Source organism: Rhabdaerophilum sp. (assembly GCF_046092605.1).
GTDB lineage: Bacteria > Pseudomonadota > Alphaproteobacteria > Rhizobiales > Beijerinckiaceae > Rhabdaerophilum.
The window spans coordinates 15,897-29,430 of record NZ_JBJTDY010000010.1 but is presented as its reverse complement, the minus strand read 5'-3'; the positions used below and the strand labels follow the sequence as shown (position 1 = coordinate 29,430).

General features: G+C 64.4%; 13 protein-coding genes. 3 read left to right on the top strand and 10 right to left on the bottom strand.

The annotated features are described in order from the left end of the window. The first annotated feature begins 21 nt into the window (after positions 1-21). On the top strand, positions 22-441 hold the full coding sequence (gene fliJ, locus ACKODO_RS00970; protein WP_408981589.1) for a flagellar export protein FliJ: 420 nt from the start codon (positions 22-24) through the stop codon (positions 439-441). A gap of 3 nt (positions 442-444) precedes the next feature. On the opposite strand, the gene ACKODO_RS00965 is transcribed toward fliJ, so the two are convergent. Further along, positions 445-1,038: a GNAT family N-acetyltransferase gene (locus ACKODO_RS00965; RefSeq protein WP_408981588.1), complete on the bottom strand. Its 594-nt coding sequence runs from the start codon at positions 1,036-1,038 to the stop codon at positions 445-447. Between the two features lie 141 nt (positions 1,039-1,179). Here ACKODO_RS00965 and ACKODO_RS00960 point away from each other — a divergent pair, with 141 nt between their 5' ends. Beyond that, positions 1,180-2,235: a YbhN family protein gene (locus ACKODO_RS00960; protein WP_408981587.1), complete on the top strand. Its 1,056-nt coding sequence runs from the start codon at positions 1,180-1,182 to the stop codon at positions 2,233-2,235. A 6-nt stretch (positions 2,236-2,241) separates the two neighbouring features. Here ACKODO_RS00960 and flhA read toward each other — a convergent pair whose 3' ends face one another. The 6 genes from flhA to fliF form a co-directional block, all read right to left on the bottom strand. Beyond that, positions 2,242-4,383: a flagellar biosynthesis protein FlhA gene (gene flhA, locus ACKODO_RS00955; protein WP_408981586.1), complete on the bottom strand. Its 2,142-nt coding sequence runs from the start codon at positions 4,381-4,383 to the stop codon at positions 2,242-2,244. 182 nt (positions 4,384-4,565) lie between these two features. Next, the gene (locus ACKODO_RS00950; RefSeq protein WP_408981585.1) at positions 4,566-5,933 is read right to left on the bottom strand and encodes a sigma 54-interacting transcriptional regulator; all 1,368 of its coding nucleotides are present in this window, start codon (positions 5,931-5,933) and stop codon (positions 4,566-4,568) included. Positions 5,934-5,988: 55 nt separating this feature from the next. Further along, a complete protein-coding gene (fliN, locus tag ACKODO_RS00945; RefSeq protein WP_408981584.1) occupies positions 5,989-6,336 on the bottom strand; it encodes a flagellar motor switch protein FliN in 348 nt (115 codons plus the stop codon). 31 nt (positions 6,337-6,367) lie between these two features. After that, positions 6,368-7,009 (bottom strand): flagellar assembly protein FliH, encoded by a 642-nt coding sequence (locus tag ACKODO_RS00940; RefSeq protein WP_408981583.1) that lies wholly within the window; start codon positions 7,007-7,009, stop codon positions 6,368-6,370. A 13-nt stretch (positions 7,010-7,022) separates the two neighbouring features. Beyond that, positions 7,023-8,075 carry a flagellar motor switch protein FliG gene (gene fliG, locus ACKODO_RS00935; RefSeq protein WP_408981582.1) on the bottom strand — a complete coding sequence of 351 codons (1,053 nt, stop codon included), beginning with the start codon at positions 8,073-8,075 and terminating at the stop codon, positions 7,023-7,025. A gap of 35 nt (positions 8,076-8,110) precedes the next feature. Further along, complete coding sequence (fliF, locus tag ACKODO_RS00930) at positions 8,111-9,787, bottom strand: flagellar basal-body MS-ring/collar protein FliF (RefSeq protein ID WP_408981581.1); 1,677 nt, start codon at positions 9,785-9,787, stop codon at positions 8,111-8,113. A 175-nt stretch (positions 9,788-9,962) separates the two neighbouring features. On the opposite strand from fliF, the gene pdxA reads away from it, so the two are divergent. Further along, a complete protein-coding gene (gene pdxA, locus ACKODO_RS00925; RefSeq protein ID WP_408981580.1) occupies positions 9,963-10,946 on the top strand; it encodes a 4-hydroxythreonine-4-phosphate dehydrogenase PdxA in 984 nt (327 codons plus the stop codon). Between the two features lie 69 nt (positions 10,947-11,015). Here the strand turns inward: pdxA and ACKODO_RS00920 are convergent, their stop codons facing one another. From ACKODO_RS00920 to ACKODO_RS00910, 3 genes are all read right to left on the bottom strand, one after another. Then, positions 11,016-11,291: a DUF1153 domain-containing protein gene (locus ACKODO_RS00920; RefSeq protein WP_408981579.1), complete on the bottom strand. Its 276-nt coding sequence runs from the start codon at positions 11,289-11,291 to the stop codon at positions 11,016-11,018. Positions 11,292-11,370: 79 nt separating this feature from the next. Next, a complete protein-coding gene (locus tag ACKODO_RS00915) occupies positions 11,371-12,057 on the bottom strand; it encodes a flagellar hook assembly protein FlgD (protein ID WP_408981578.1) in 687 nt (228 codons plus the stop codon). Between the two features lie 17 nt (positions 12,058-12,074). Beyond that, on the bottom strand, positions 12,075-13,505 hold the full coding sequence (locus tag ACKODO_RS00910) for a flagellar hook-length control protein FliK (protein WP_408981577.1): 1,431 nt from the start codon (positions 13,503-13,505) through the stop codon (positions 12,075-12,077). Positions 13,506-13,534 lie beyond the last annotated feature (29 nt).

Genomic DNA, 13,534 nt, shown 5'->3' with positions numbered 1-13,534 from the left:
GGTCAAGGAGTAGTCAGGACCATGAAGTCGCGCGATACGTTGATCCGTCTGAAGCGGTTCCACGTCGATGAAAAGCGCCGGCGCGTTTCGCAGATCGAATCGATGATCGCGGATTTTCAGCGCATGGCAACCGATCTGGACCGGGAAATTGAAGGCGAGGAGCGCAAGGCCGGCTTGTCCGACCCCGCCCATTTCGCCTATCCCACCTATGCGAAAGCCGCGCGCACCAGGCGCGATAACCTTCTGCAATCGGCGGCCGATCTTCAGGGCCAGCTCGAGGACGCAAAGGCCGCGCTGAGCGAAGCCTTCGAGGAACTCAAGAAGGTCGAAATCCTCGAGGATCGCGAAAAGGCAACGGAGCGAGCCGAGATGGCGCTGCGTGACCAGATCGAGACCGATCGCATCGCGGCTCGCATGCGGTTTGCAGCCGGGCGGCTCTGAGCCTCAGCGTTCGATGAGCGGAACATGCGCAGCGGCCTCCCTCGGGAGGGTGCCGTCGAGCCGTGGGTCGGGAAAGAATTCCAGCGCGTTGGCAAAAGGGTCGAAGCCCATCTTGCGGTAGAAGCCCAGCGCGCCCGGTGCATCGAAGTTGCATGTATGGACCATGAGCGAGGGGGCTCCGCGCTCGGCGGCACGCGCAAGGGCCATTTCCGCCAGCGCGCGCCCCAAGCCATGGCCGATGAGCCGCTCCAGCAGCCCGAAATAGACCAGCTCCGGTTCATCTTCGCGGAAATCAAGTTCGACAAGGCCGCAATCACCTTGCCGGTCCACGAGGATCATGGCCTCATGGTCCGCATGCGACAGCAGGCTTGCCAGCGCGGCATCGTCGAGTTTCAGGCGGCCGAACCACAACCAGTCCTGCCCGATGGCCCGGAAGAGCTGGCGATAGCGGATGATCTGCTCGCCGGAAATCCGCTCCAGCCGGAAGCCGTCCGGCAACGAAGCGGGTTGCGGAACGTTTCGGAGGGGGTGGCGCAGGAACATCGTGAAGACCGCGAGCCGCCCCGGCGGCAGGAAGTGATAACCGTCGCTCAGCATGAGCTTGTCTGCCTCCAGTGATGTCAAGGCCCATCATCCGCCCGCGGGAGCGTGAGAATATGCGGGCAGAGCTTGCCTTCGCCAACCGGGTCGGGCAGTTGAGCAGCAGGGTTCGCGCCAGGGGCGCAGGATGGGGCAGTGATGAAGCGGGTCAAGGATTTCTTCTGGCCATTGATTGGCCTCGCGGCGGTCATCTGGTCGCTGGATCTGCTCTACAAGAAACTGCGGCTCGAAGCGGTGCAGGATGCCAAGGCCGCGGCGGATCCGGAACTGCTGGCCCGCATCGACCATGCCGGCTTTCTGGAAAGCCTGTCGATCATCGCAAGCCAGATCGGCCAGAAGCTCGCGGCGATTCCGCCGCAGGGCTATCTGCTGGCCGGGCTCTCGACGCTTTTCGCCTATTGGGCGCTCGCCTGGTATGACCGGATCGCGCTGATCCATCTCAACCGGCAGAAGGGCATTTCATGGCTTTTCATCACCACCTGCTCGTTCGTGACCTATGCGATCTCGCATAATATCGGCGGCTCGGTCTTCTCGGGCGGCATGGTGCGCTACCGCGCCTACACCTCGAAGGGGCTGAGCGCGCCGGAAGTCGCGGTGCTGGTGGCGCTCTGCTCCTTCACATTCGCCTTCGGCACCATCGTGCTCGGCGGACTGGTTCTGACCTTCGAGCCCCATATCGTGAGGCCGCTGGCCCCGCTCTCCGAGAGCATCATCCGGATCATAGGGCTCGGCATGCTGGCCTTCTGCGTGCTCTACACCATCGGCTCGTGGCTGAAATTCCAGCCTCTCGTGATCAGGGGCTTCAAGCTGGAATATCCCGGCCTGCACATCGTCTGGCGGCAGTGGGTGGCGGCGCCGATGGAACTGCTGGGTGCGGCCGGCATCATCTATTTCGCGCTGCCTGAGCAGGGAAATCCCGGCTTCTTTATCGTGCTCGGCGCCTTCCTGCTCTCGTTCTCGGCCGGCCTGCTCTTCCAGGTTCCGGGGGGTGTGGGCGTGATGGAAGTGGTGTTCCTCAAGGTGATGCCCGGCATCGGCGCCACCGAGGTCTTCGCCGCGCTGCTCGTGTGGCGGCTGTTCTATCTGCTGATTCCGCTGGCGATGTCCATTCCCGTGGTGCTGCTCTTTGAACGCGGACAACTCGCGAAACGGAAGGGGGAGGCGGAAAGCGCGGCAAGCCCGCCTCCCGCCTGATCCCGATCAAATCGAACCCACCGTGCGCAGCCGTGCGCTGGGGTGGATCTCGCCCTGCGCGATGACGGCTGTCTGCGGGCGGAAGCGCTCGACCACCATCCGCACGTAAGGCCGGATGGCGTTCGAGGTCACGAGCACCGGCATCTCACCGAGCTTGGCCGCCTCCTCGAAGCGGTCACGCAGCGCGATCACGAAATCATGCAGGCGCGAGGGCTGCATGGCGAGATGCTTGATCTCGCCATCGCCGATGAGCGAGGAGCCGAAGGCATCTTCCCAGGCCGGCGAGAGCGTGATGAGCGCGAGCTGGCCGGTTGGGCCCGTATGCTGCGCGCAGATCTGCCGGGCGAGGCGGGTGCGGATATGCTCGACGATCATGCGCGGATCGCGCAGCGCGCCCGCCACTTCCGCGGTCGCCTCCAGAATGGTGCCGAGATCGCGGATCGAAACGCGCTCCGCCAGCAGCAATTGCAGGATGCGCTGCACGCCGGTGGTGGAAAGCTGGCCCGGCACGAATTCCTTCAGCAGTTCCTGGTGCGGCTTGGGGAGTTCCTTCAGGAGCTTCTGCACCTCCACGAAGGAGAGCAGCTCGCTCATGTTGTTCTTGATGACCTCGGTGAGATGCGTCGCGATGACCGTGGCCGGGTCGACCACGGTGTAGCCGCGCAGTTGCGCCTCGTCGCGCAGGGCCTCGTCGATCCAGGTCGCCGGCAGGCCGAAGGTCGGCTCCAGCATATGCGCGCCCGGCAATTGTACCTGCCCGCCCGAAGGGTCCATCGCCATGTACTGGTTTGGGAAGACGACGCCGCCACCGGCCTCGATCTCCTTCAGCTTGATGACATACTGGTTCGATTCGAGCTGCACGTTGTCCACGAGGCGCACGGAAGGCAGCAGGAAGCCCATCTCGGCCGCGAGCGTGCGGCGAAGGGCCTTGATCTGGTCGGTGATCCTGTCCTCGCCGTTCTGCCCCTGCACCAGAGGCAGCAGCGCATAGCCGATCTCGATGCGCAGCTCGTCGAGGCGCAGCGCATCCTGCACGGGGTCCTCGGAGGGCTTCGCCTGGGCAGCGGCCTGCTCCATCACGGCCTGGGCCTGTTCCTTCAGGGTATCGAGCTGCTGCTGGCGCTGCAGGCGCAGGGCCATGTAGACCGCGCCGGCTGCAAGGCCGAGGAAGGGCAGCATTGGCATGTTCGGCAGCAACGAGATGATGACCATCACGAAGGCGGACATGCCCAGCGCCTTGGGCACGGAGGCGAGCTGCTTGGTGAGCGCCTTGTCGGCGGCACCGGTGACACCCGCCTTCGAAACGAGGAGGCCGGCGGCGGTGGAGACGATCAGCGCCGGGATCTGGGTCACGAGGCCGTCGCCGACCGTCAGAAGGGTGTAGGTGCGGGCGGCGGAGGAGAAATCCATGCCCATCTGCGCCACACCGATGATGATGCCGGCAATGACATTGACGAAGGTGATGAGAATGCCGGCGATGGCATCACCGCGCACGAATTTCGAGGCACCGTCCATCGCGCCGTAGAAGGAGCTTTCGTCCTCCAGCGCCTTGCGGCGGGCCTTCGCCTCGTCCTGATCGATGAGACCGGCGGAAAGGTCGGCGTCGATCGCCATCTGCTTGCCGGGCATCGCGTCAAGGCTGAAGCGCGCCGCGACTTCCGCGATTCGCCCCGAACCCTTGGTGATGACGACGAAGTTCACGATCACCAGGATGATGAAGACGATCAGCCCGATGACGAAATTGCCGCCCATCACGAAGGTGCCGAAGCTTTCGATGACGTGGCCGGCGGCCCCTGTGCCCGTATGCCCATGCGTGAGAATGAGGCGCGTCGTGGCGATGTTCAGCGCCAGTCTGAGCATCGTGGCAATGAGAAGGATCGTCGGGAAGGCCGAGAATTCCAGCGGTGCCGCAATGAAGAGAGCCGTCATCAGGATCAGCACCGAGAGGATGATCGAGAAGGCCAGGAACAGATCCAGCAGGAAAGCCGGCAAGGGCACGATCATCACGACGAGGATTGTCAGCACGCCCATCGCCATGACGATGTCGGAACGGCGCATGACCGCGCCGAATTCCTTGGCCGTGATGGTGGAGCCTAACCCGGCGAAGGGATTGGAAGATCCTGGCCCGCCTGCGGGAACGTCGCTCATGCCTGCCTCGCTTCTCGGTTGCGCAACCCGAATCGCGCCGCGTTCTCGCGCGCGTTCCCGTGCCGGGCAATTTTTGCCGGGTGGATGGTTAACGGGAGGTTACGATCGGGGGCGGTGACCCGAAATGCGAGGGGCCGGACAGCTTCCTGTCCGGCCCCTGAATGCCCTCCCGAATGGTCGCTTCACGCCATCGCCACACGCGCGGTGCCCGGATCGGGAACAGCGAGGCCGTCGGCTGAATATTCGTTGAGCTTGTTGCGCAGGGTGCGGATCGAAATGCCGAGGATCTTCGCCGCGTGGGTGCGGTTTCCAAGGCAATGGTCGAGGGTATCGAGAATCAACTCGCGCTCGACATCCGCCATGGTGCGGCCCACCAGCGCGCGCGTCGCGGCCTCGGCCAGTTCCGCTGCCTTGCGGGCGGTGGCATCGGATGTGGTCTGCGCGAGGCTTTCGCCTTCGGGCGTGAGGATCGCTTCCGGAGCGATTTCCGACCCCATCGAGAGCAGAACCGCGCGATGGATGGTGTTCTCGAGTTCGCGTACATTGCCACGCCAGGGATTGGAGAGAAGCAGGCGCTTCGCATCATGGCTGATGACGCGATTGGGCAGCCCGTTCATCTGCGCGTATTTCTTCGCGAAATGGCCGGCGAGCTCGATGATGTCCGCCGGGCGCTCGCGGAGCGCGGGAATCTTCAGGTTCACGACGTTCAGACGATAGAGCAGGTCCTCGCGGAAATGCCCAGCCTTCACATGTTCGAGGAGGTTGCGGTTCGAGGTCGCGATGATGCGGATATCGATCGGCACCGGGCGCTGTCCGCCCACGCGGTCGATCACCCGCTCCTGGATGGCGCGAAGCAACTTGGCCTGCAGGCGCACTTCCATTTCGGAAATTTCATCGAGCAGCAGCGTGCCGCCATCGGCCTCCTCGAACTTGCCGATGCGCCGGGCGATGGCTCCCGTGAAGGCTCCCTTCTCGTGGCCGAACAGCTCGCTTTCGAGCAGGTTATCGGGGATCGCCGCGCAGTTCACAGAGACAAAAGGCTTTGAGGCCCGCTTCGATTTCTCGTGGAGGAATCGCGCCATCACTTCCTTGCCGACACCCGACTCGCCCGTGACGAGCACGGAGGCATCCGAGCCCGCGATCTGCTTCGCGAGCTGGATGACGCGTGCCATGCTCTCGTCGCGGAAGATGATGGAGGTCTCGGTGCGGCTGACAGCTTCCAGCACGGCCGCGATGAGTTCGGGATCGGGTGGAAGGGGAATATATTCCTTGGCGCCTGCGTCGATCGCCATCACGGCGGCGCGCTTGTCGTTCGAAACGCCGCAGGCCACGATGGGCGCTGTCATGTGCTCGGCCGCCAGTCCCTCGCACAGTGCGCGGATGTCGATCTGCACATCGACCATCAGAAGATCGGCGCCCTTGCCCTGCCGGAGATGCGAAAGGGCCGCTTCCACGCCATCCACCTGCGCCACGGAGGCACCGCGTTCCCGCGCGATCTTGGCGGCGGTGATGAGTTCCCCGCGCAGGATTCCCACGATGAGAAGCCGCATGGCCGTTCTCCTTCATTCGGTCTTGCTGCGCGTGGATACGCGCAGCGGGGTTGCCTCAGCGGTCGCTCTTGATGATTTCAGTCATCGTCACGCCGAGCTTGTCGTCCACGAGCACGACTTCGCCGCGTGCCACCAGGCGGTCATTCACGAAGATGTCGATCGCCTCGCCCACCCGCCGGTCGAGTTCGAGGATGTGGCCGGGGGTCACGCGCAGGAGGTCGCCCACCCCCATCTTGGTGCGTCCGAGCACAGCCGAGACCTGGACCGGCACATCGAAGACATGTTCGAGATCAGCCGCGGTCTTCGCACTCGGGGGTTGCTCGCCATCCGCGCCATAGGTGGCCGCAACGAGTTCGGCGGTCGATTCCAGATCGCTCAGGGGAAGCATACTCTCGGTGGACATGGGGCGAACTCCTGTTCTTGATCTCGGATGGTCAGGGCGCACCGCGCTTCAGCACGATGTCGAGCGATTGCTCGATGAGATATTCCAGTTTCTCGCGCTCGCGCACGATCCCGCCTTCTGCCCATTCGATGCGGCAATCACCGGAGCGAACCGCGGGATCGGGAAAGACGAAGAGCTTGAGATTGATGCCGTTTTCCCGCAGCAGGAATACGAGGCGGGACTTGACGTCATCCACCAGCGAAGGCTCCACGCGCACCGCCACATGCGGGGCGCCGCGCAGATCGTTGAGGATCGCCCGCGCGGTCGCCTCGATGGGTGCTACCGGCATCTGCTCGACCAGTTTTCCGGCGAGCTTGCGCGCGAAGACCTGCGCGAAATACAGCGCCTCCTTGCGTGAATCGGCCTCGCTGGAGCGCAGTTGTTCATCAGCCGAACGCAGTTGGTTGGCGATCTGCGCCAGGGCTTCGGCGATGCGATTGGCCTCGTCGTCGCGCTGCTGCTGGCGACCATCCTGCAGGCCGCGCGCATAGGCTTCCTGATGGGCCTGCTCCAGCAGCCGGGTATGCTGGGCATGGGGCACCGGCAGATGGGTGCCCTTCTCCAGATACATCGAGGTTGCCGCCGCCTGGCTGAAGTCCCGCTGGAAGTTGAAGGCGTTGCGTGTTTCGGCCATCGCTTTTGCCTGCTCAGTAGATCAGTTCGTCTTCGGCGCGGTTCTTCGCGATCGTGATCTCGCCCTTCGAGGCGAGTTCCTTTGCGAGCGACACGATGCGCGTCTGCGCCTCGTCCACTTCCTTCAGACGCACCGGACCACGCGAGGCCATGGCCTCCTCGAGGTTCTTCACGGCGCGGCTTGACATCTGCTGGAAGAAGAACTTCTTCATTGACGGCGCCGCACCCTTGAGCGCGGTCGCGAGCAGGTCGCGATCCGAGAAGCGGATGAGGGTCTGGCACGAGCCCGGATCGAGCTTCGAGAGATCCTCGAAGGTGAACATCAGCGAGCGGACCTTCTGCGCCGCCTCACGATTGCGCTCGTCGAGCGCGGCAAGGAACCAGCTTTCGGTCTGCCGGTCGAACGAGTTGAAGATCTCGGCGATCATCTCGTGGCTGTCGCGGCGCTGTGTGATCGAGAGGTTCGAGATGAATTCCGTGCGCAGCGTTTCCTCGATGTGATCAAGCACTTCCTTCTGCACCGGCTCCATGTTGAGCATGCGCGTGACGACCTCGAGCGCGAATTCATGCGGCAGCAGCGCGAGAACGCGGGCCGCATGCTCCGAGCGCAGGCGGGACAGGATCACGGCGACGGTCTGCGGATATTCGCCCTTGAGGTAGTTGGCGAGCACCTGATCCTGGACGTTGCCGAGCTTCTGCCACATATTGCGTCCGGCCGGGCCGCGGATTTCGTCCATGAGGGCCGAGACCTTCTCCTGAGGAAGGATCTTCATGAGCAGGGCTTCGGTGCGGTCGTAGTCGCCCGTCACCGCGCCGGCAGTGGCCATCATTGACACGAATTCATGCACGAGCTGCTCGACCGCGTCCGCCGTCACCGAGCCGAGGCGGGACATGGCGCGGGAGACCTGCCTGATTTCGTCCTCGTCGAGCGCGCTCCAGATTGGGCCGCCATACTTGTCGCCCAGCACGAACAGGATGATCGCGGCCTTTTCCGGCCCGGAGAGGAAGCGCGTGAGGTCACCCTTCGATGCGGGTGCCGCGGTGACTTCTGTGGAGGGCTTGGCCATGGGTCAGCTCCTGTCCGTCTTCTCTCGTTCTGGGATCAGCGCGGTTGGGAAATCCATTGCCGGACGATGGCAACGGTCTCACCCGGATTTTCTTGGACGATTTTCCCCAGCTGGTCGATGACGCCCGGTCGCAGGTTCTGGGTCAGCTGGCTTATGTTGGACTGCTGCTGGTTGGAATTGGCGGCCGCGAGGGCGCCGGCGATGCTGTTGGCCGCGGCTTCCTGGCCAGGCGCCGGCAGCGCCAGCGTCTGGCCGCCTTCCGCCGAAGCGCCGTTCGCTATCATCGCGCCACCCGCCCCGGCGCGGCCCGGATTGACCCCGATTCCCATCTGGCGGAGCAGCGGCCGGATTACGAGCAGGGTGATGAGCAGGGTGAGGATGCCGAAGATCGCAAGTTCGACGAGGCGCAGAACATCCTCCTTGGAAAGAGCGATGAGCTGCTCCAGCAGGGTCGGCTGCTTGCCATCCACCATCGGGAAGCCTTCGGCGAAGCGCAGATTGATCACCTCGATCTGGTCGCCGCGATTGCGATCAAAGCCGATCGCCGAGCGCACGAGGGCCGCGATTCGCTCCAGTTCTTCGGAGGAGCGGGGCTGGTAGCTCGCCTCCGCGCCGCCCTGGCCAGGGACGTAGACGCCATCCACGAGCACCGCCACCGAGAGGCGCTTCACGCGGCCACCCTCGATGATCTCCGTCCGGGTGGTCTTGGAGATCTCGTAATTGATGATTTCCTCGGAGCGCGCGGTCTGTTCCCGCTGCTGCGGGTTGCCCTGCTGCTGTTGCTGCTGCGCCTGCGGCAATTCGTTCGCCACGGTGACCTGCCCGTCGCGCTGCTCGGTGCTCTGCTGGTTCTCGGTGCGGGTCTGCGTGGAGCGCACGACACGGCTCTCGGGATCGAAATTGTCCGTCACCTGCTGGATGCGGTTGAAATCCATCTCGGCGGCAACCTGCACGCGGGCCCGGCCACGGCCGACCACGCTCGCCACGATCTCCTCGACCTGCCCCTTCAGGCGACGCTCGTAGCTCGATTGCTTGTCGGCTGCGATCGCGGCCGTATCGGCATCGGCACCCGCGCCATCGGCGAGCAGGCGGCCCGATTCATCCACGATCGACACCTTCTCCGGCTTCAGCCCATGCACGGCCGTGGCCGCGAGGTGGCGGATGGCGCGGATCTGGCCGGCATCGAGTTCGCCGCGCAATTTCAGCACGATCGAGGCGCGCGGTTCCTGTGCATCCCGCTGGAACAGCTTCTTCTCGGGGATGGCGAGGTGCACGCGGGCATTCTGCACCCGGTCGATGGTGCGGATCGTGCGCGCCAGTTCACCTTCCAGCGCGCGGAGCTGGTTGATGCCCTGCACGAAGGTGGTCGAGGAGAAGCTGTCGCCCTTGTCGAAGATCTCGTAGCCGACCGTGCCGCCCATCGGCACGCCCTTTGAGGCGAATTCCATGCGCAGGCGGCTGATCGAATCGCGCGGCACCATCACTGTCTGCCCGTCGCCGCGCAGTTCGTATCTGACGCCCTTTGAATCGAGTTCCCGCGTGATGGTGTTCGCGTCCTGCATCGACAGCTCGGAGAAGAGCACGCCCATCGGGGGCTGCGACATGCGGATGAGGAGAAAGGCGAAGAAGCCGACAAGCGCGAGCGTCACCGCGCCCATCGCCACAAGACGCTGCGGTCCCAGCTTGTTCACGATATCGAGGATCGCGTTCACGGTTCTCACCTTCGAATGATCTTATCCTGCTCGATCGCAGGACCCGTTGCGCCGAGAGTTCTTCCCGCGCTAGGCAAGATTTGCCCGGTGGTTGGTTACCGCACGGTTAACTGCCGCTCTTTTTTTCGGAGAGTGGTTTCAGATTCCGGATCTCAACGCCCCGGAGAGAGGCTCCATGACCCGCATTCCTCCCCTCGCCATCACCATGGGCGATGCCGCCGGCATCGGACCCGAGATCATCGCGCGGCATTTCGCGGCCGAAAAGCCTCGGGATCTGATTGTGGTTGGCGATTTGGCGCAGATGGAACGCGCAATTCGAATGATCGGCGCCGAAATCCCGGTGGAGTGCGTCGAAGGCCCGATACCGGCCCCGGCCGGACGCATGACTGTGCTGCCGGTGGGGTCGCTCCCGGCCGATCTTCCCTATGGCAAGGTCGATGCGCGCGCCGGGAAGCTTGCCTATGCGGCGATTCTCGCGGCCATCCGCCTTGCGAAGGCCAATCAGGTGAGCGGAATCGTCACGGCTCCCATCCACAAGGAAGCCCTTCACGCAGCCGGGGTGCCGTTTCCCGGCCATACGGAAATTCTCGCGCATGAAACCGGCGCGCGCGATTTCGGGATGATGCTCGCGGATGAGAGGCTGCGCGTCATTCTCGTGTCCATCCATGTCTCGCTCGCGGAAGCTCTCCGCCGTGTGACCCACGAGACCGAGCTGCGCACCATCCGTCTCGCGGATCAGGCCTGCCGTGCCCTGGGCATCGCCAAGCCGCGCATCGCCGTGGCCGGCTTGAACCCGCATGCGGGCGAAGGTGGGCTCTTCGGGCGCGAGGAGATCGAGATCATCGCGCCGGCCATCGCGGAAGCGCGCAGCGCAGGCCTCGACGTGCATGGCCCCTTCCCACCCGATACGGTCTTCATGCAGGCCCGGCGCGGCGCCTATGACATCGTGGTCGCGCAATATCACGATCAGGGGCTGATCGCGGTGAAGCTCAACGGCATTGAAAAGGGCGTGAACGTGACGGTCGGCCTGCCGATCATCCGCACCAGCGTCGACCATGGCACCGCCTTCGACATTGCCGGCAGGGGCATTGCGGACCCGTCAAGCCTCGGCGAGGCGATCCGCGTCGCGCGGCAGATGGTGGCGGCGCGGGGCGGTTGAGAGACGCCCGCAAGATGCGAGAACGCCCGCCGGCGAGGCGGGGTAGAGGAAGCCGGCGGAAAAGACCGCTTACTGGCGATAATGCTGGATGCGCGTGGTGCGCAGGCCAGCCAGCCCGTGGCTGTCGATGGAATGTTGCCAGGAGAGGAATTCCTCCACTGTCAACGTATAGCGGCTGCACGCTTCCTCGAGCGAGAGCAGGCCGCCACGGACCGCCGCGACAACTTCCGCCTTGCGACGGATGACCCAACGACGGGTCTCGGGAGGCGGAAGATCGGCGATGGTCAGGGGGCTGCCATCGGGTCCGATCACATACTTCACACGCGGGCGAAGCGGCTCACTCATCGGGTACGCTCACAAAACGCTACAATTACTCCCGCCAACATACAGAGCCGCCTGTTAAAAAACGGCTAAATGGGGGCGATCAGTTGCGACGGATCGTTTTGACATCCGTCAGGGCCAGATCGAGGCTGCCGACCTTGATCCGCGGGCTGCTGCCGGAGACGTCGACGCTGTCCACGCGGGCCAGCATGAACGGCTTCACTTCCATCACCTTCAAGGCCGTATCCTGGGCCGAAACGGAGATGGTGTATTCGCCCTCCGCAGCCTGGGAGCCGCCGGGCAGCTTGCCGTCCCAGACGAATTCCTGCTCGCCGGCCGTGAGTGTCTTCGAGCCGACATGGACGGTCTTGCCGTCCTTGTCCTTGATGGTCACGGAGGCCGTGCCGGCGCGCGGGGCATTCATCAGCCACTTCACCTGGCTGTTCTGCATCGGGCTGCCCTTGCGGTCGACCGTGACGTTCGCCCCGACGAAGCCGAGCGCCGAGGTGGCGTTGTTGACCCTGTTGGCCGTCACCAGCGAGGCCAGCGTCTCGTTGGTGCGCAGCTGCTGCTCGACGCCTGCGAATTGCACGAGCTGCTGGGTGAACTGGTTCGTATCCAGCGGGTCGAGCGGCGACTGGTTCTTGAGCTGCGTGGTGAGCAGCTGCAGGAACTGGTCGAAATTATTCGCGATCCCGGTCCGGGAATTGGCGAGCGAACTGGATGCCGTGCTCGTTTTGCTTGCCGTGTTTGACGATGCAAGGCTCGGCAGGTTGGTGATCGAAGTCATGTTTTTCTCCTCCTCGTTCAGACGACGAGGTCGAGGCTGGAATTGGGGATCATCACGCGACGCATCACAAACTCGGCCGGGCGCTGCGCACCCGCCTCTTCACTGTCAGCGGCCCAGTCGGACTTGCCCTCGGCGCCATTCTCGCGCTGGCCATCTCGACCCTGCTGCTCCCCCCGGAGCTGGAAACTCAGGCCATCCGGCGATTGGCGCAGGCCCGCCTGTTCGAAGGCCTGCTGGAGGGTCGGCGCGTCACGCTTCAGCATGGCCAGCGTCTCGACACGGTCCACGACGAGGCTGGCCTTCACCTCGCCGTCTTCCTTGAACTCGAGTTTCACGTCCACGCGGCCGAGTTCCGCCGGATCGAGCCGGATCTGGAAGGTCTTGACCCCGCGCACGGCCTGCATGCCGATCTCGATCGGCAGCATCTGCAACGGTGTCGGCCGAAGCGCGTCCTGTCCCGCATGCGCGGTCGGGATTGCGGCCAGAGCCCGGTCGAGGCTGCCGACCAGATCGCCGGAACGATGCATCGCACCCTGGGCGAGGGCGAATTCGTTGATCCAATCGGCGAAATTGACCTTCGAGACCTCCGCGCGCGTTGCGGCCTGATCGGCCTGCATCGCGGCATTGGTGGCCGTTTCACCCGTCCGGGCCTGCATCAGCGCGATGAGATCAGCCGAGCCCTTGGAGCCCGCGGGGATTTCGGCGTCACCAGCCGGAATCTCGCCCTTCGCAAGTGTCGTCAGAACAGCGGCAGCCGGGGTCTCGGCCAACATGGCGGCAGAGCGCGCCACGCCTGCCGCGATGGCCGGATTCTCGCCTTCGGCTTCACCATTCGCGGCCGGCACACCGGGAACCGGAACGGCAAGGGCCGGCTCCGGTGCCTTTTCGATCGCCGGCGGGGCGAGAGCGGGATCGGGCGTCGCTTCCACCGCGACCGGAGCCGTTTGCGCCTCCACTTCGGCATCGGCCGGCTGGGCAGCCTTTTCCGCCGCCTTTTCGTCGTCAGCCGGCTCGGCAGCCTTTTCCGCCGCCTTTTCCGCCGCCTTTTCGGCATCAGCCGGCTGGGCAGCCTTTTCCACGCGGCCCTTTTCGGCTGGGGCCTCGGTCGCCGGGCCGGGCTTCTCGCGAGACTGCTGAACCCCCTCGCGAGCCTCGCGCCGCGCCGTCGCGCGTGCCTCCTCTTCGGCCGTCGGGGTGCGCGGCACGGGCGCTTCATCCTTCATCTGGGCGGGTCGCTGGCCGTTCTGCGCGGCTTGAGACACGAGCGAGCCGAAGGGCACGCCCGGAAACTGTTCCGAGCGCGGCTTGGTATCCCGCTGTCCTTGAGGAACAGGTTCGGCAACGGACGGGAACGAGGAAGGCGAAGCGATCTCGATCATGGCATCCTGCAACACGGGAAATGAACTCTGCGGCCAGCCATGCAAGGCCAGGGCCACCAGAGACAGCATTTCAAGCCATTGTTTTTACTGTATCTTTT